A 17,613-nucleotide genomic window follows, 5' to 3' on the forward strand; every position below is an offset into this window, starting at 1 on the left:
GCGGCAGATGTCCGCGATCGCTACGAAAGAACTGAGTGCGCGCGTCGGCGTGGAAGTGCTCGATGTCGATGTCGAGCGACTTCTGAACGACGACGAGATCGCCGTGGCCTGCGTGGACCTGCTCGAACAGCACGGCGTCGTGCTGTTTCGCGAGCTGCACGCGGGCGACGAGGCACAGGTGGCGTTCTCCCGAAAGCTGGGCGAACTCGTGCAGTTCGGGAAATACACCAACCCGAACGTGATGGAGATCAGCTTCGACCCGGGCAACCCCAACGCGAAATACTTTCCCAGCAACGACTATTGGCATATCGACGGGTCGATGGACCCGGTCCCGGCCAAGACGTCCGTCCTGAGCGCGCACGTGATCACCGACCGGGGCGGCGAGACAGCCTTCGCCAGTACCTATGCCGCCTACGACGGGTTGTCCGGCGAGGAGCGTAAGCGATTCGCCGGACTGCGGGTCGTGCACCGAATGGAGCGGATTCAGCGCCTGAGCTATCCCGATCCGACACCCGAACAGCTGGCGGACTGGGCCCGCTGGTCCGATCGCGTACACCCGCTCGTGTGGACCCACGAATCCGGGCGCAAATCACTGGTGTTCGGGGCGAGCGCCTCCCACATCGTCGGCCTCGATCCGGATGAGAGCCGGGCCCTGCTCGACGACCTCGAACACCGCGCGACCACACCCGATCTGGTATTGACACATGCCTGGTCCGTCGGGGACCTCGTGCTGTGGGACAACACCGGATTGGTGCATCGGGCGTGCGAGTTCGACCGATCCCAGCCGCGTCGTATGCATCGCTCCACGGTCCTGGGCGAGGAGTCCATCAAATGACCTCTCGCACAGCCATAGTCACCGGCGGCGCGTCCGGAATCGGCCTGGCCATCAGCCGCCGGCTGGTCGGGGACGGCACAGTGGTGGCGATATTCGATGTCGACGGCGGCGCGGCGCGGGATGCGGCGACCGAGATCTGCACGGACGGCGGCAAGGCCATCGGCCTGGCCGTCGACGTCGCCGATCGCACCGCCATCGACGCCGCGGTCACCGAGGTGCGCTCGACCCTGGGCCCCCCGGCGATCCTTGTCAACAATGCCGGAATCACCGTTGCCGGACCGTTTCTCGAACTCACCGCCGAGACCTGGAACCGGGTGCTGGCGGTGAATCTCACCGGTACGTTCGACTGCTGCCAGGCGGTGCTGCCGGACATGGTCGAACAGAACTGGGGACGCATCGTCAATATCTCCTCCTCCAGCATGCACAGCGGTGTGCCCGGGATGGCGGCCTATGTGACCTCGAAGGCGGGCATGGTGGGGCTCACCAAGGTGCTGGCCCTGGAATTCGGCCGTCGAGGCATCACCGTCAACACGATTCCGCCGGGGTTCATCGAGACGCCCATGATGCGTGACAGCCTCAGTAAAGGCGTCTTCGATATGGACCTGCAGGTCGCCAAGACTCCGGTCGGCCGGGTCGGCCGCCCCGAGGATATCGCCGCCACCTGCTCGTTCCTGGTGAGCGAGGAGGCGGCCTACATCACCGGCCAGATCATCGGCGTGAACGGCGGCCGCAATACCTGATCTTCCCCTGTCTCTCTCGTTCCGGGCACACCGAAAAGAGCTGCGATGCCCCGTATCCCACCTACGCCCGAGCCGGACTGGTCGGCGGACATGATTACCTTCATCCAGGAGTTCCGCACTTCCGCCCGCGCGGGCAAGCCTGCGGCGGGACGCCAGAGCGGAGCCAATCTGCTGGGCACCCTGGCCCGCTATCCCGCGCTGGCCAAGCCGTTCCTGCTGTTCAATCGCCAGCTGCTGCAAGGTAATTCACTGTCGGTCGCGCACCGCGAATTGCTCATCCTGCGGGTGGCACATGTGCGGGGCAGCGACTACGAATGGGCCCAGCATGTGCTGCTCGCAGCCGACGCCGGTCACACACCGCAGGACATCGCCAGGGTGGCCGCCGGACCCGGCGCACCCGGTTGGCAGCCCTGCGAGCGAATGCTGTTGCAGGCCACCGACGAACTGCTCGACGAAGGCTCGATCACAGACACGACCTGGTATGCACTGGCCGCAGAGTTCCAGGAGGAGCAGCTGATGGACATCGTGTTCACGGTGGGCACGTACGCATTGGTGGCCATGGCACTGCGGTCGTTCGGCGTCGAGCCCGAACCGGGCCTGGTCCCGCATCTGCCGGGCCGCCGGTAGGACGGACAGGAGAGAAGAATGTGGAGTCAAGCCGAGCTGCTGCGGCTGATGGATGTGCGGCCCCGCACCCCCGGCCGGTATTTCGGGCCCGCGCACGGCCCGACGGAGCGCAACGTCGTGGAGGCCGGGCAATTGCTGGGTAGCGCGGTGGTCGCGGCCGCCAAAGAGGTGCCGCATCAGCGGGTGGTGTCAGCGTCGATGATCTTCTCGCGGGCCGCCGAGCACGAGGCTTCGATGTCTGTCGAGGTCGAAGTGCTGCGCAGCGGCCATACCTTCAGCTCCGCGCAAGTCCGTGTGCACCAGCATGATTCGCTGTGCAGCGCGGGCATCGTGCTGCTGGACGCGGACGCGCCCGACCTCATCCGCTCCGCAGTGCCGATGCCCGAGGTGGATCCGCCGGACCGGCTGCGCTCACACGATCAATCCGGGACCGTAGTCGCGGGCCGGGACATCCGTGTGGTCGACGACGCCTACACCGACGACTCCGACCTGATCGGCCCGCCGGAGCTGTTCGTATGGACCAGATTCGAGGACAAACCCGAGTATCAATACCTGCATGCCGCGTTGCTGACCCAGTCCACCACCCACTGGACGGTCGCCGCGGCGCTGCGCCCGCATCCGCATATGACTCAATCGATGGCGCACCGGACGATCTCCAGCGGAATCACCATGGCAACCATCACATTTCACGATGAAGTCGACGTGACACAGTGGCTGCTGTATTCCACCCGCGTCACCTACGCCGGGCACGGCCACGTACAGAGCGAGGGCCGGGTCCACACCGAAGACGGCGGCCTGGTCGCCTCGTACGCCGTGCACGCCATGGTGCGCGGACTCGCCCGCCCGAATATACAGGGCGGCAACGCATCCGGCGCCGTTCTCTAGAGAGGGACAGCTGATGGGAACAACGGAACCATCGGGATTCGCACGCTGGCCGGACTACCGCGTCACCATCCAGCGCGTCCGCAATCTGATCCGGGTGACGCATGCCGGCACCGCGCTCGCGGAGTCGAGCACGGGTCTGCTCGTGGCGGAACAGGACCACGGCATCGTGTTCTATCTGCCCGAGCACGATGTGGATTTCGATCTGCTCGTCCCGGACGAGCACACCTCACGCTGTCCGTTCAAAGGCACCGCCCGATATTGGCGGCCGGCGGCCGGTCCGGACCCGGTTGCCTGGGAGTATCACGAGCCCTACCCGGAAGTGGCGTTGCTGCGCGGGCATATCGCCTTCTACCAGGACCGGGTCCGTGTCGAAGTCGCGGTGGCGGCCCCGGCGGTCAGCGGCCCCCCGCATCGCCGGTGATTGCGGTCAGGCATTCCTCCGCGAATGCCAGCGCCTTCAGGTGATATGCCCGCGCGCCGTACCCGAGGCTCAGATTGTGTCCGGCGCCGCCCTGCACCTCCAGCGCGACCCGGGGCGCGGCGGTGAACATCCCGGCGTACTCGGCGAGTGCTGGGGCGTCGGTCCGCCACACCTGCTCGTGCTCACCGACGGTGATGTGCAGGGGAATTCGCACCCGCGCGGCCAGATCGGGAAACTCATCCCTGGAGCGCAGATGCGCGGCAATGCTCTCGTGCTCCGGACGGGGCGCGCCGATCGCGCCGCCGCCGACCAGTTCGGGTGGGTAGAGCGCTTCCGGATGCCACACCAGATGCCGGACATTCGGCGTCTGGCCCGGTGCGGGCGGCGCATGCGGCTTCGGTTCCGCGCCCGACCCGCCGAGCTCCATACCCAGCAGTCGCGCACCGCGTGCCTCGGCCGCCATGCGGACCGCCAATTCGCATCCGGCCGAATGCGCCAGCAGGAAGACACCCGCGCCGCGCGGTCGCGACTCCAGCGCCGCATCCAGTGCGGCGTACATCAACTCGACGCGCTTCGCCGGGTCCGCCAGCACCTCCGAGTACGCCGCGCTGCTGCCGTATCCGGGCCGGTCCAGCGCGAGCGCGGTGTATCCCAGCCGGGCCGCCGTCCGCAGCAAGGACAGCCCGGGGTGCCCTGGGCAGTCGAAGTAGATCGAGGTGGTCTGGCCCCCGTGCAGTGCGACGAGCACCGCCCGCGGCTCCTGTGCCTCGGCCAGCAGACCGGACACGGGGATACCGCCGACCTCCACGAGCACCGGGACCGGCTGGTCGTCTCCTACCTCGCGCAGCTCGAATTCGGTGAGTGTCATGGCTTTCCGCTCCTGTCGCACTATCTGCTCCGATTCATGACCCGGTCCGCGGCGGCCCAGTGCGCGTCCTCGACCCAGAGCCGCGCGAACGCCGTCACCGCCTCCTGCGCCGAGACCCCAGCCAGCACGCGCTTGATCTCCCCCGCCGGCCGATTGGCCAGCGATCGGGCCAGCGCACGCCAGCCGTCCTCGAAATCCTCTCGCGGAAACACTTTTTGGATCAGGCCCACGCGCTCCGCTTCGACGGCATCGAGGGTGACACCGGATCCGGCCAGCAGCAGCGCCCGGCTGCGGCCCACCAGCGCGGCGAGCCGCTCGGCCCCGCCCCAGGCCGGCATGATCTCCAGTGTCACCTGGTTGAAGCCGATCTTGATGTCGTCGGCCGCCACCCGGATGTCCGCGGCCACCGCGACTTCCGCGCCGCCACCGAGGGCGTGCCCGTTCAGCGCGGCGATCACCGGGGCCGGAAAATCCGCCAGCAGGTCGCAGATCCCTCGCATCCGCCAGGCCATCGCCTCCGCATCGGCCTCGGTGCGTAATGCGCTGAGCTCCTTGAGATCTCCACCGGAGACGAAGGCCTTCTCACCCGCGCCGCGGATCACCAGGGCACGGGCGCCGGCCGCCGCGTCGATGGCCTTCTCCAGCTGATCCATCGTGGCCGGTGCAATGGCGTTGCGGGCGTGCGGGCGATCGATCGTGATGACCGCGACGTCCGCGTCGGTGGTGAGACGAGCCAACTCCAGGTCGACCATGTCCGGCACTCCAATCTGAAATCCTGATTCTCCTCCACGGAGAATAACCTAACCGCACGGTCCCAGGTCCGAGGTCGCGGTAGCCGCGACTGTGGGGCATTGCCACGAACGCGGAGCGAGAATATGATTCTCGCAAACCGCGAAGGAGGATTCCATGACGGCGAACATCCTGCCGTACCCGCTGTTCGATGCTGACAATCACCTCTACGAGACCGAGGAATCGCTGACCAAGTACCTGCCCGATCGGTACAAGAAGGCCATCCAGTACGTCCAGGTCAACGGCCGCACCAAGATCGCCGTGCGCGGGCACATCAGCGAGTACATCCCCAACCCCACCTTCGAGGTGGTGGCGCGGCCCGGCGCGATGGAGGACTACTTCAAGAACGGCAACCCCGAGGGCAAGAGCAAGCGCGAGATCTTCGGCAAATCCATGAAGGCCCTGCCTGCCTTCCGCGAGCCCGGCGCGCGCCTGGCGCTCATGGACGAACTGGGCGTGGACCGCAGTCTCATGTTCCCGACTCTCGCCAGCTTGGTCGAGGAGCGCATGCGTGACGATCCGGAGCTGATCCACGCCGTGGTGCATGCCCTCAACGAATGGCTGCTCGAGGCTTGGCAATTCAACTACAAAGATCGAATCTTCACCACTCCGGTGATCACGCTGCCCATTCTGGACAAGGCCATCGAGGAACTGGACTGGGTCGTCGAGCACGGCGCGAAGGCCATTCTGGTGCGGCCCGCCCCGGTGCCCGGATTCCAAGGCCCGCGCTCGTTCGCGCTGCCGGAATTCGATCCGTTCTGGAAGCGGGTCGTCGAACACGACATCCTGGTGACGATGCACTCCTCGGACAGCGGTTACTCCCGCTTCGACGCCGAGTGGGAGGGCAGCAAGACCGAGATGCTGCCGTTCCAGACCAACGCCTTCCGCATGGTCAACGAATGGCGCCCGGTGCAGGACACCGTCGCCTCGTGGGTCTGCCACGGTGCGCTGTTCCGCTTCCCGGAGTTGAAGATCGCGGTCATCGAGAGCGGTTCCGGCTGGCTCAAACCGCTCCTGGAAACCCTCGCCGACGTCTACAAGAAGGCGCCGGAGGGTTTCGGCATGCAGGATCCGGTGGCCGCCATCAAGAAGAGCATCCACGTCAGCCCCTTCTACGAAGAGGGCGTCACCGATCTGATCGACCTGGTCGGCGTGGACCGGGTGCTGTTCGGTTCGGACTACCCGCATCCGGAAGGTCTCGCCGAGCCCACCCACTTCGCCGATATGCTCACTCAACTGCCCGTCGAGGATCAAGCCAAGATCATGGGCGGCAATCTCGCGCGACTACTCGGCGTATGACCGAACCAGGCTCTCGCACAACGAGATACAGCGCAACCTGGGAAACGATCCCACAGCTGGTCCTGAGTGCGGCCGACCGCTTCGGTGACGCCGAAGCGGTCGTCGACGGGCCGCTGCGGGTGAGCTTCGCCGAACTCGCCGCGCGGGTGCGCCGCGCCGCCGGCGCGTTCGCGGCGGCCGGTGTCGGCAAGGGAGACCGGGTCGCGATCTGGGCGCCCAACTCGGCCGAATGGATCATCGCCGCCTTCGGCCTGCTGACCGCGGGCGGCGTGCTGGTGCCGGTCAACACGCGTTTCAAAGCTGGGGAGGCCGCCGACATCATCCGGCGCAGCGGCGCGAAAATCGTGCTGGTGCAACAGGGTTTTCTCGGCATCGACCACGCCGCGCCCGAGGGCGTGCGGTTGATCGATCTGAAGTCGGGCTTCCTGTCCGGCGGCTCGCCTTTCGAACTCGAGGTCAGCGGTACCGATATCGCCGACATCATCTACACCTCCGGCACCACCGGAAAACCCAAGGGCGTCATGATGAATCATGCCCAAACGCTCCGGCTGTATTCGGAATGGTGCGGGCTGGCCGATTTGCGCGTGGGTGATCGCTACCTGATCGTCAACCCGTTCTTCCACACCTTCGGCTACAAGGCCGGTGTCATCGCCGCCCTCATCCGCGGCGCGACCATCCTGCCGGTGCCGGTCTTCGACGTCGAGCAGGTCCTGAAACTGGTGGAACGCGAACGGGTCACGATGCTGCCCGGCCCCCCCACCCTGCTCTCCTCGCTTCTGCAAGCCCGCGGGTCACACGACCTGTCCTCCTTGCGCGCGACGGTGACCGGAGCCGCGGACATCCCGGTCGAACTGATCCGGCGGATTCGCACCGAACTGCCGTTCCGGTCGATCATGACCGGCTACGGACTCACCGAAGCGGGTACGGCGACCGCGTCCCGGCCTGACGACACCTTCGAGCAGATCGCCACCACGGTCGGAACCCCTTGCGACGGAGTCGAAGTGCGGATCGCCGCCGACGGCGAGATCCTCGTGCGCGGCTACAGCGTCATGCAGGGCTACCTCGATGATCCGGTGGCGACGGCGGAGGCCATCGATACCGACGGCTGGCTGTACACCGGCGATCTCGGCAGGCTCGACGAGCAGGGCAGGCTCCGGATCATCGGCCGCAAGAAGGACATGTTCATCGTGGGCGGTTTCAATGCCTACCCGGCCGAGATCGAAGGCGCGCTGCTCGAACATCCGGCGGTGGCGCAGGTCGCGGTCGTCGGTGTTCCCCACGAGCGGCTCGGACAGGTCGGCAGCGCCTTCGTCGTCGCGAAAGGCACTGTCTCGGAATCGGAATTGATCGAGTGGGCCCGCGATCGCATGGCGGGGTACAAGGTGCCCCGATCGGTCCGGTTCCTGGACGAACTGCCACTCAACGCGACCGGAAAAGTGCAGAAGGACCACCTGCGGTAGCGCCGGACCGGCCCGGTGCCGATTCGGCTCTCGCACACCGCGGCGTGCACTGTTATTGTCATTGGAGAGTGACATTCTCCATATGTGAGATTTACAATCTCAACCGTCCGGGAACGGTGCGTACACCCCGCCGACCCCAGTCACAGCAGCGAGGAATCACATGAACATCGACGACATGATTCTGGTGAGCATCGACGACCACGTCGTCGAGCCGCACAACATGTTCGACGGCCGGGTACCGAGCAAGTGGGCCGAGGAGACGCCCCGGGTCGTGATCGACGAGAAGGGCATCGACCGGTGGATGTACCGCGGCCGGCCCACCGGAGTCGCCGGCCTCAATGCCGTGGTGTCCTGGCCGCCGGAGGAGTGGGGACGCGACCCCGCGGGCTACGCCGAGATGCGCCCGGCGGTCTACGACATCCACGAACGCATCAAGGATATGAATGCCAACGGCATTCACATCTCGATGTGCTTCCCGACCTTCGCCGGATTCAGCGCGGGCCATCTCAGCCACTTCAAGGATGAGATCACCGTGGCCATGATCCAGGCCTACAACGATTGGCATATCGAGGATTGGGTGGGCGCCTACCCGGACCGCTTCATTCCCAATGCCATTCTGCCGCTGTGGGATCCAGCCCTGGCGGTCGCGGAGATCGAGCGCTTGGCCGCTCGGGGCTGCCATTCGGTGACGATGGCCGAACTTCCGCATATCGACGGGCTGCCCAGCTACCACGACATCGACTACTGGGGACCGGTCTTCGCCGCCCTCTCCGATAACGACACGGTGATGAACCTGCATATCGGGCAGGGCTTCGGCGCCCTGAAGCTGGCCCCCAACTCCCCCATCGACGCACTGATGGTGCTGGCCCCCAGCATTTCTCAGCTCGCCGCCCAGGACCTGCTGTGGGGTCCCGCGTTCCGCAGCTTCCCCAAGCTCAAGGTGGCGCTGTCCGAAGGCGGCATCGGCTGGATTCCGTTCTTCCTGGACCGCTCGGACCGGCACTACACGAACCAGCGCTGGCTGCGCCGCGACTTCGGCGGCAAAATGCCCAGCGACGTTTTCCGCGAGCATGTGCTGGCGTGTTACGTCACCGACAAGACCTCGCTCAAACTGCGCCACGAGATCGGCATCGACTCGATCGCCTGGGAATGCGATTACCCGCATTCGGATTCACTGTGGCCCAACGCTCCCGAATTCGTGCTGGCCGAACTACAGGCAGCTGGAGCGGACGACTCCGATATCAACAAGATCACCTGGCAGAACGCCTGCCGATTCTTCGGAATCGACCCCTTCGCGCGCACTGCGAAGGAGCAGGCCACCGTCGGCGCGCTGCGGGCGCTCGCGAAGGACGTCGACATCTCGACCAGATCGCGCAAGGAATACGCCGAGTTGTACGCCCAGCGCACGCACTGACAACACATTTCGCCGATCGAAAGGAAAGTCCCGTGGGACGAGTCGAGGGCAAGGTTGCCTTCATCACCGGGGCGGCGCGCGGCCAAGGCCGAAGCCATGCCGTCCGGCTGGCAGAAGAGGGCGCGAACATCATCGCGGTCGATATCTGCCGCGATATCGACAGCATCGGCTATTCGCTGTCTACACCGGAGGATCTCCAGGAGACCGTCCGGCTGGTGGAGAAGACCGGTCGGCGGATCATCGCCGAACAGGCCGATGTGCGCGACGCCGCCGCGCTGCGCACGGTTCTCGAGCGCGGCGTAGGCGAGTTCGGCCGGCTCGACATCGTGGTGGCGCAGGCCGGTATCGCCGGAATGAAGGGCCAGCCGCAGTGGCAGGCCTGGTCCGATGTCATCGACACCAATCTGGTCGGCGTCATCAATGCCGTGCAGGCCGCGCTTCCGCATCTCGCGGACGGCTCCTCGATCATCGCGACCGGTTCGGTGGCGGCGCTGATGGACATCGCGAAAGTGGATCAGCCGGGCAAGGATCCCGGCGGTGTCGCGTACATGGTCGCCAAACGGCTCCTGTCGCAGTACGTCCATGAAATCGCAACGCACCTCGCGCCCAAGTCGATTCGCGCCAATGTCGTGCATCCGACCAACTGCAACACCCCTATGCTGCAGAGCGAGCCGATGTACCGGTCCTTCCGGCCGGATCTCGAACACCCGACGCGCGCCGACGCCGAACCCGCGTTCCATGTCCAGCAGGCGATGCCGGTTCCCTATGTGGAACCGGAGGACATCAGCAATGCGGTGCTGTTCCTGGCGTCCGACGAGTCCCGTTTCATCACCGGTACGCAACTGCGCGTGGACGCCGGCGGCTACCTGAAGTGGTACGACTACCACATCTGAAGGGAATGACATCGTGAAAGTCCGAGTCGATCCGGACCGCTGCCAGGGCCACACGCTGTGCGCCATGATCGCCCCGAAAGCCTTCGAGCTCAGCGACATCGACGGCCACTCATCCGCTGTCAGCGAAGACGTCCCCGCCGACCAGGAGGCCGGGGTGCGCGAGGCCGTGCATTCCTGCCCCGAACGCGCGATCTCCATCAGCGAATAGAGGGCCGACCATGACCGTAGAGAATGCCGACCAGACGGCCGAACGCAAGCAGCCCAATTTTCCCTTCGACCGGTTCGCGCCGGATTATCGCGACAATTTCCAGGCCATCACCGGGGAGATGCACAGTAAATGCCCCATCGCCTGGACCGATACCCACGAGGGGCACTGGGTGGCCGCGGGTAATCGGGAGGTCTTCGAACTCTCCCGCTGCCCGTACACCTCCAGCGACCATGACCCGCAAGGGGTTCGGCGCGGCTATCGGGGTATCAGCATTCCGCCCGCACCCCGGGCGCGGGGTATCCGCGGCGGCATTCTGGAGATGGACGAGCCTGAGCATCGCGAACTGCGCACGGTGCTGAACCCCTACCTGTCCCCCGCCGCGGTCAGGCGCTGGATTCCGTTCATCGACGAAGTGGTACGCGCCGCGATCGACGAGAAGATCGAGAGCGGGCGCATCGATTTCGTCGATGATCTGGCGAATATCGTGCCCGCCGTGCTCACGCTGGGAATGCTGGGTGTCCCGCTGCACAAATGGGAGGTGTACAACGAGCCGGTTCACGCGGCGGTCTATACGCCCCCGATGTCCGAAGACTATCCGCGAGTGGCCGAAATGCATCGGACCATGGGACTCGACCTGCTCGCGAACATGGCCGAAATCAGGGAGACCCCACGCCCCGGATTGATTCACGCCCTCACGCAAGCGACTTTGAACGGCGAACCACTGCCCGATATCGAATCGCTGGGCATGCTCGGCCTGCTCATCGGCGGCGGCTTCGATACCACCACCGCGCTCACCGCGCACTCACTGGAATGGCTCTCGCAGCACCCGGACGAGCGCGAAACCCTCAGCAAGGAAAGGGATGAGCTGCTCGACGCGGCGACCGAGGAGTTCCTGCGCTACTACACGCCCGCGCCGGGCGACGGCCGCACCATCGCCGAGGACTGCGAAGTAGCGGGTAAGCGGTTCGAGGAGGGCGATCGCGTCTGGTTGTCCTGGGCCATGGCCAATCGGGACCCGCAGGTGTTCGACGATCCCGAACAGCTCATCCTCGACCGGAAAGGCAACCGGCACTACAGCTTCGGCCTCGGCGTGCACAGGTGCATCGGTTCCAATGTGGCGCGCACGGTGTTCAAGCGGATGCTGGTGGCGGTCCTGGACCGGATGCCCGACTATGTCTGCGATCTCGAGACCACGGTGCACTACGACACCATCGCGGTCATCCAGGGCATGCGGCACCTGCCGGCGACCTTCACCCCCGGACCGCGCCTGGGCCTGGGCCTCGACGAGACCCTCGAGAAGTTGCAGCGGGTCTGCAACGAGCAACGACTCGCCGAACCGGTGACGGTGCACCGCGACGTCGCACAGATCTGACAACTCCGGCCTTACGCGCCCACGACAATACGAGGAGACGATGTGGCCGAGGCTTCGGGACGACCCCTGCCGCTACTCACCCTGGACAACGAATTCTTCTGGACCTCCGGCGAGGACGGCCGGTTGCGTATCCAGGAGTGCCTGTCCTGTGCGGCGCTGATACATCCGCCGCAACCGGTGTGCCGCTACTGCCGAGGGCACGATCTCGGGGTGCGGGTGGTCTCGGGCTTCGCCACGCTGGCCGGGTTCACCGTCAACGAGCGTTTCGCTGTGCCCGGGATGCCCGCGCCCTATGTGGTAGCGCAGGTCGCGCTCGACGACGACCCGCGCGTGCGCCTGACCACCAACATAATCGACTGCGCCCCAGCCGATCTGGTACTCGGTCTGCGTGTGGAGGTGACTTTCCTGGCCGACGGTGACGTCTGGCTGCCGCTGTTCCGGCCCGTCGCGGACCAGCCCGAGCCCGCCGCGCTTCCGATGGACGAGATTGCGCCACAGGAGATCTGGCGGCACGTGCGCCCGATGATCCGGCAGCAGAAATTCGAGGACCAGGTCGCGCTGACCGGTGTCGGCATGTCGGAGATCGGCCGCCGGCTGATGGTGCCGCCGCTCCAGCTGACCGTGCGCGCATGCGAGCGCGCGGTCGCCGATGCCGGGCTGACCATGGACGATATCGACGGCCTCTCCTCCTATCCCGGCGGAGGCAATATGGGTGGATTCGGCGAGGGCGGCGTCACCGCACTCGAGGCCGCCCTCGGTATCCGGCCCACCTGGCACAACGGCGGCATCGAAACCTTCGGGCCCGGCGGCTCGGTCATCGCGGCCATGCTGGCGGTCGCAGGCGGACTGGCCAGGCACGTAATATGCTTCCGCACCGTCTGGGAGGCCACGTTCAACGAACTGATGCGCAGCGGCCGCATCACCCCGTCCGGTGGGCGCACCACCGGCTGGATGGCTCCGTTCGGTGCCACCTCCGCGGCGCACACCCTGGCCCAGAACGCCCAGCGGCACTTCCACCGCTACGGCACCACCCGCGAGAGCCTCGGCTGGATCGCACTCAACCAGCGCGCCAATGCCGAACTCAATCCCACTGCGGTGTACCGGAATCCGATGACCATGGAGGATTACCTCGCGGCGCGGACCATCACCACACCCTTCGGCCTCTACGACTGCGACGTACCCTGCGACGGCGCGGTCGCGGTGATCGTCTCCGCCGTCGATGCGGCACAGGATCTACCCAAACCACCGGTGCTGGTGGAAGCTGTCGGCACCCAGATCATCGAACGGATCGAATGGGATCAGAGCACCCTGACCCATGAGCCGCAGGTACTGGGCCCGGCCGCGCATCTGTGGACGCGAACCACCCTGCGCCCCAGCGACGTCGACATCGCCGAGCTCTACGACGGCTTCACCTTCAACTGCCTGTCCTGGATCGAGGCGCTCGGCTTCTGCGGTATCGGCGAGGCTCGCGACTTCCTCGAAGGCGGCAAGAACATCGCGCGAGACGGCCTGCTGCCGTTGAACACGCACGGTGGCCAGCTCTCGCACGGCCGCACCCACGGCATGGGCCTGTTGCACGAGGCGGTCACACAACTGCGCGGCGAGGCCGGGGACCGGCAGGTCCCGGGTGCGCGGGTCGGAGTGGTCTCGAGCGGCGGGCTGACCCCGGGCGGCGCGATCCTGCTCCGTAGCGGAACCTGACACCTTCCGAAGGGAACCACTCGTGAACACCAGTTTCGAGAATCGAGTCGTCATCGTCACCGGTGCCGGATCCGGCATCGGCCGGGCGATGGCCGTCGCCTTCGCCCGCGAGGGCGCCCGCGTCGTGGTCGCCGACCTCGATGCGGACAGCGCGGAGAAGACCGCGGCCACTATCGGAGACGCCGCCCTGGCGCTCACCGTGGACATAGCCGACGAGGACTCCGTCACCCGATCGGTCTCTCGCAGTATCGAGGCCTTCGGGCACATCGACGTGCTGTGCAACAACGCGGGCATCATCGACACCATGGCGCTGCCCGCGGATATGTCCGTGCAGGAATGGAATCGGGTGATCGGCGTGAATCTGACCGGAACCTTCCTGGTGACTCGCGCGGTGCTGCCGCATATGCTCGGCCAGGGTCGCGGGGCCATCGTCAACACCGCCTCCGAGGCCGGTATCCGCGGCGGGGCCTCCGGTGTCGCCTACACCGCGTCCAAGCACGGCGTGGTCGGGGTGACACGCAATGTCGCATGGTCCTACGCCGACAAGGGAATTCGCTGCAACGCGATTCTTCCCGGCCCCACCCTCACCGGCCTCGCCGAGGCCGTCGCGAAGCTGGACCCGGTCGGCGTTCAGCGCTATCAGTCGATCATCGCCATTCCCCAGGCGCTGGCCCTGCCGGAGCAGATGGCCGAAGTCGCGGTCTTCCTCGCCTCCGACGCCGCGTCGTTCGTCAATGGCGCGATAGTCCCGGTCGACGCCGCCTGGTCCGCCGCGTGAGCACGAATCAGCCGAACAGGGAGCGCATTTCATGAATCTCGCACTCACGGCCGATCAGCGGCTTTTCCAGGACGCAACCCGGGACTTTCTCGCCGGCACGGTCCCCCTCACCACCGTGCGCGCACTCGGTGAGAGCGGAACCGGGATCGATCGCGCATGGTGGCGACGCGGGGCAGAACTGGGCTGGACCGCACCGCTGGTACCCGAAAGCCTGGGCGGCGGTAGCGTTTCCGGACGACCTCTGACAGAGCTCGCTATTATCGCCGGGGAATTCGGCCGCGCCTGCGCGCCGGGGCCCCTAGCGACGACCAGCGCCGTGCTCGCCGGATTGGTGCGCGCGGGCGAGCGGTTCGCCGCGCCGCTCGCCGCGATCACCGCGGGTGCCTCGATCGCCGCCTGGGCCCTGTACGAGCCCGGACGCGGACTCGACCTGAGCGTTCCCGAGTGCCTGGCAACGCCTGACGGGAAGGGCTACCGGCTGACCGGGGTCAAGGATCGCGTCGAGTACGGCGATGACGCGGACCTGTTCCTGGTGACCGCTCACAGTTCGGACGGGCCGCTGCAGCTGCTCATCCCCGCGACCGCGCCCGGGGTGAGCGTCACGCGCACCTGGACCTTGGATCTGGTCCGCACCACGGCCAGCATCGAATTCACCGATGTGGCCGTCGGGTCGGAGGGCGTGGTGCATCGTGGTCCGGCCGCCGCGGCAGCGGCTCGCGCGCAGCTACAGGTTGCCTCCACCCTGACCGCCGTCGAGATGGTCGGGGCGACCGGCCGTGCCTTCGATGTCACCGTCGGGTGGATGTTCGACCGCTACACCTTCGGCCGTCCGCTGGCGTCCTACCAGGCGCTCAAGCATCGGATGGCCGACAACAAGACCTGGCTGGAAGCCTGTCGCGCGACCGCGTGGGCCGCCGCCGCGGCATGGGACGACGCTGCGGAATCCGCGCCGGAATGCGCCGCTGTCGCGAAAGCGTATGTCGGAGACCGTGCCCCGGTCATCGTGCAGGACTGTGTGCAGTTGCACGGCGGGATCGGTGTCACCTGGGAACACGATCTGCATCTGTATCTGCGCCGCGTCACCCTCGGCCGGGCGCTGTACGGCACCCCCGAGGAGCAGTATCGCCGCATCACCGAATTCCTGGAGCAGACCGCCGCATGAGTGCCACCGACAGCCACACCGTGGACAGCCCGGACTCCGAGGCCGTCGCGGACTTCCGCGACCGCGCCCGGCGCTGGCTGAAGCACAATCTCGCACCCGCCACCAAGGCTTATACCGGCGCGGACGACGATGCGATCTGGGAGCGCGCTCGCGCGTTGCAGCAGCTTCTGTACGAGGGCGGGTTCGCCGGCATCTGCTTCCCGAAAGCCTATGGCGGACAAGGACTCACCTCGGCTCATCAGCGTGCCTTCACCGAGGAGTCGCTCGGCTACGAGATGCCGCTGGTGCTCAATGTGCCGACCCTGGCCATCTGTGCGGCCACCATCCTGGACCTCGGCACCGAGGAGCAGAAGCGCGCCCACCTCCCGGCGGTATTGCGCGGGCAGGAGATTCTGTCGCAATTTCTCTCCGAACCGCGCGGCGGTTCGGATCTGGCCGGTCTCACCACCCGCGCGGACCGAGACGGCGAGGAATGGCTCCTCAACGGCTCCAAGATCTGGAGTTCCGGCGCCTACGGTTCCGACTACGGTCTGTGCCTGGCGCGCACGAATTGGGACGTGCCCAAACACAGTGGGCTCACCCTGTTCCTGGTGCCGTGTCATGCGCCGGGCGTGACGATCCAGCGCATCAGGCAGGTCACCGGGTCCACCGAGTTCTGCCAGGAGTTCTTCGACGATGTGCGGCTGCCCGCCGATGCGGTCCTGGGAGCGGTGGACGACGGGTGGGCCTCTACCCAGCGACTGCTGAACCACGAACGCGCGGCGGTCGGCGGCACCTCCCCCTATACCAGTGGCGCGCGACCGCATCTGGGGGGCGATGTCACCGCACTGGTCGAGCTGGCTCGCGCGGTCGGCGGAATCGGGGACGCCCGGGTGCGTGAGGACATCGGCGCGGCGCGGGCCCGCAGTATCGTCCGCGATCAACTCATCGCCCATGTCTCACAGGCGATCACGGCGGGTGCCCTGCCACCCGCCGCAGGCTCCCTGGTGCGGGTGTTCAGCGCCGAGAACGCGTCACTCCAGGCCGATACGGCCGTGAAGATCGCGGGCGCCGCCGCCGCCACCGCGGGCGCGCACGACCCCGAGCACCGGATCGGCCTGAATTATCTGTTCCGCGCGGCCTGGAGTCTGGCCGGAGGCAGTACCGAAATGTCCCGCAACATCATCAGCGAACGACTGCTGGGCATGCCGCGGGAATTCGCAGCCGACCGCGGCGTGCCGTTCAATGAGGTGAAACGCGGTCGCTAGCAACAGGCCCGGGTCACCACGACCCGGGCCGCGAACACCTCAGCGATTCGCTGCCTTCATTCGTTCCAGATCGACCAGGACCGGATAGCCGTTGACGCTCAACGCGTTTCCGTGTCCGGTCTGATGGACGTCGAACACCGACTGGATCGCGGCGTAGAAGCCCTGGATATCGAGCGTCTGATTCACCGCGCGCTTGGCCTGCCGCAGGCCGAAAGCGGGCATCGCCGCGATCTGCCGCGCCAGCGCCAGCGCTTCGGCATCCAGTTCCGCCCGGGGCACCACCTTGTTGACCATCCCGAACCGCTCGGCCTCGACTCCGCTGATCGACTGTCCGGTGAACAGCATCTCCTTGGCCTTGCGCGGCCCGAGTTCCCAGGTGTGCCCGTGATATTCGACGCCGCCGATCCCCATGAGCACCACCGGGTCGGAGAATTGCGCGTCGTCCGCGGCGATGATCAGATCACACGGCCAGCACAGCAGCAATCCGCCCGCGATACAGCGTCCCTGCACCGCGGCGATGGACGGCTTCGGCACATTCCGCCAGCGCAGCGAATACTCCAGGTAGCGACGAGATTCGCTCTGGTAGAGCATTTCCAGGGTGATCTTGGCCGGGCGGGGTGCGGAACTGTCGCCCTTGAGGTCGTGCCCGGAGGAGAAGTGCTTGCCCTCGGCGCGCAGCAGAATGACCGCGACCTCGTCGTCATCCGCGGCGCGGCGCCAGGCGGCATCGAGTTCGTCCAACAGCGCTCCGTTCTGGGCATTGGCCACCTCGGGACGGTTCAGCGAAATCGTCGCTACCTTGTCGGCGACCTCGTAGCGGATATTCATCAGGAGCTCCTCATAGACGCGTCTTTGACCGCAGCTGTGTGCAACAATCGGAGAATACGATTCTCTCACTACGCAATCAAGGATCT

At 66.4% G+C, this 17,613-nt stretch carries 18 protein-coding genes; 15 read left to right on the plus strand and 3 right to left on the minus strand.

Annotation, left to right across the window (positions count from 1 at the left end):
- The first annotated feature begins 7 nt into the window (after nucleotides 1–7).
- Genes OG716_RS12610 through OG716_RS12630 form a run of 5 tightly spaced genes read left to right on the plus strand, consistent with a single transcriptional unit; the run spans nucleotide 8 to nucleotide 3,508 of the window.
- On the plus strand, nucleotides 8–835 hold the full coding sequence (locus OG716_RS12610) for a TauD/TfdA dioxygenase family protein (protein ID WP_405137824.1): 828 nt from the start codon (nucleotides 8–10) through the stop codon (nucleotides 833–835).
- Complete coding sequence (locus tag OG716_RS12615; RefSeq protein ID WP_405137825.1) at nucleotides 832–1,575, plus strand: SDR family NAD(P)-dependent oxidoreductase; 744 nt, start codon at nucleotides 832–834, stop codon at nucleotides 1,573–1,575. Before OG716_RS12610 ends, OG716_RS12615 begins: the two co-directional genes overlap by 4 nt.
- A 45-nt stretch (nucleotides 1,576–1,620) precedes the next feature.
- Complete coding sequence (locus OG716_RS12620; protein ID WP_405137826.1) at nucleotides 1,621–2,202, plus strand: carboxymuconolactone decarboxylase family protein; 582 nt, start codon at nucleotides 1,621–1,623, stop codon at nucleotides 2,200–2,202.
- Nucleotides 2,203–2,220: 18 nt separating this feature from the next.
- Entirely contained in the window at nucleotides 2,221–3,087 is an 867-nt protein-coding gene (locus OG716_RS12625) for an acyl-CoA thioesterase (RefSeq protein ID WP_405137827.1), read from the plus strand.
- A gap of 13 nt (nucleotides 3,088–3,100) precedes the next feature.
- Nucleotides 3,101–3,508 carry a DUF427 domain-containing protein gene (locus OG716_RS12630; protein ID WP_405137828.1) on the plus strand — a complete coding sequence of 136 codons (408 nt, stop codon included), beginning with the start codon at nucleotides 3,101–3,103 and terminating at the stop codon, nucleotides 3,506–3,508.
- Here the strand turns inward: OG716_RS12630 and OG716_RS12635 are convergent.
- Nucleotides 3,483–4,376 carry an alpha/beta hydrolase gene (locus OG716_RS12635; RefSeq protein ID WP_405137829.1) on the minus strand — a complete coding sequence of 298 codons (894 nt, stop codon included), beginning with the start codon at nucleotides 4,374–4,376 and terminating at the stop codon, nucleotides 3,483–3,485. The genes OG716_RS12630 and OG716_RS12635 overlap by 26 nt on opposite strands.
- Before the next feature lie 20 nt (nucleotides 4,377–4,396).
- Nucleotides 4,397–5,128, minus strand: coding sequence for an enoyl-CoA hydratase/isomerase family protein (locus tag OG716_RS12640; protein ID WP_405137830.1), 732 nt, complete (start codon nucleotides 5,126–5,128; stop codon nucleotides 4,397–4,399).
- Nucleotides 5,129–5,282: 154 nt separating this feature from the next.
- On the opposite strand from OG716_RS12640, the gene OG716_RS12645 reads away from it, so the two are divergent.
- From OG716_RS12645 to OG716_RS12690, 10 genes are all read left to right on the plus strand, one after another.
- A complete protein-coding gene (locus OG716_RS12645) occupies nucleotides 5,283–6,464 on the plus strand; it encodes an amidohydrolase family protein (RefSeq protein ID WP_405137831.1) in 1,182 nt (393 codons plus the stop codon).
- Complete coding sequence (locus tag OG716_RS12650; RefSeq protein WP_405137832.1) at nucleotides 6,461–7,924, plus strand: FadD3 family acyl-CoA ligase; 1,464 nt, start codon at nucleotides 6,461–6,463, stop codon at nucleotides 7,922–7,924. The genes OG716_RS12645 and OG716_RS12650 overlap by 4 nt, the downstream gene beginning before the upstream one ends.
- Before the next feature lie 160 nt (nucleotides 7,925–8,084).
- On the plus strand, nucleotides 8,085–9,338 hold the full coding sequence (locus tag OG716_RS12655) for an amidohydrolase family protein (RefSeq protein WP_405137833.1): 1,254 nt from the start codon (nucleotides 8,085–8,087) through the stop codon (nucleotides 9,336–9,338).
- Between the two features lie 32 nt (nucleotides 9,339–9,370).
- Nucleotides 9,371–10,231 carry a mycofactocin-coupled SDR family oxidoreductase gene (locus tag OG716_RS12660; protein ID WP_405137834.1) on the plus strand — a complete coding sequence of 287 codons (861 nt, stop codon included), beginning with the start codon at nucleotides 9,371–9,373 and terminating at the stop codon, nucleotides 10,229–10,231.
- Nucleotides 10,232–10,244: 13 nt separating this feature from the next.
- Nucleotides 10,245–10,439, plus strand: coding sequence for a ferredoxin (locus tag OG716_RS12665; RefSeq protein WP_405137835.1), 195 nt, complete (start codon nucleotides 10,245–10,247; stop codon nucleotides 10,437–10,439).
- Nucleotides 10,440–10,449: 10 nt separating this feature from the next.
- Nucleotides 10,450–11,811, plus strand: coding sequence for a cytochrome P450 (locus OG716_RS12670; RefSeq protein WP_405137836.1), 1,362 nt, complete (start codon nucleotides 10,450–10,452; stop codon nucleotides 11,809–11,811).
- A 42-nt stretch (nucleotides 11,812–11,853) separates the two neighbouring features.
- Entirely contained in the window at nucleotides 11,854–13,512 is a 1,659-nt protein-coding gene (locus OG716_RS12675) for a thiolase C-terminal domain-containing protein (protein WP_405137837.1), read from the plus strand.
- Nucleotides 13,513–13,534: 22 nt separating this feature from the next.
- Nucleotides 13,535–14,290, plus strand: a complete 756-nt coding sequence (locus OG716_RS12680) for an SDR family NAD(P)-dependent oxidoreductase (protein ID WP_405137838.1) — start codon at nucleotides 13,535–13,537, stop codon at nucleotides 14,288–14,290.
- Between the two features lie 31 nt (nucleotides 14,291–14,321).
- Nucleotides 14,322–15,452, plus strand: coding sequence for an acyl-CoA dehydrogenase family protein (locus OG716_RS12685; protein WP_405137839.1), 1,131 nt, complete (start codon nucleotides 14,322–14,324; stop codon nucleotides 15,450–15,452).
- Complete coding sequence (locus tag OG716_RS12690) at nucleotides 15,449–16,699, plus strand: acyl-CoA dehydrogenase family protein (protein WP_405137840.1); 1,251 nt, start codon at nucleotides 15,449–15,451, stop codon at nucleotides 16,697–16,699. Before OG716_RS12685 ends, OG716_RS12690 begins: the two co-directional genes overlap by 4 nt.
- Nucleotides 16,700–16,738: 39 nt before the next feature.
- Here the strand turns inward: OG716_RS12690 and OG716_RS12695 are convergent, their stop codons facing one another.
- Entirely contained in the window at nucleotides 16,739–17,527 is a 789-nt protein-coding gene (locus OG716_RS12695) for an enoyl-CoA hydratase (protein ID WP_405137841.1), read from the minus strand.
- Nucleotides 17,528–17,613 lie beyond the last annotated feature (86 nt).

The sequence above is a fragment of the Nocardia sp. NBC_01388 genome, from assembly GCF_045040085.1.
Taxonomy (GTDB): domain Bacteria; phylum Actinomycetota; class Actinomycetes; order Mycobacteriales; family Mycobacteriaceae; genus Nocardia.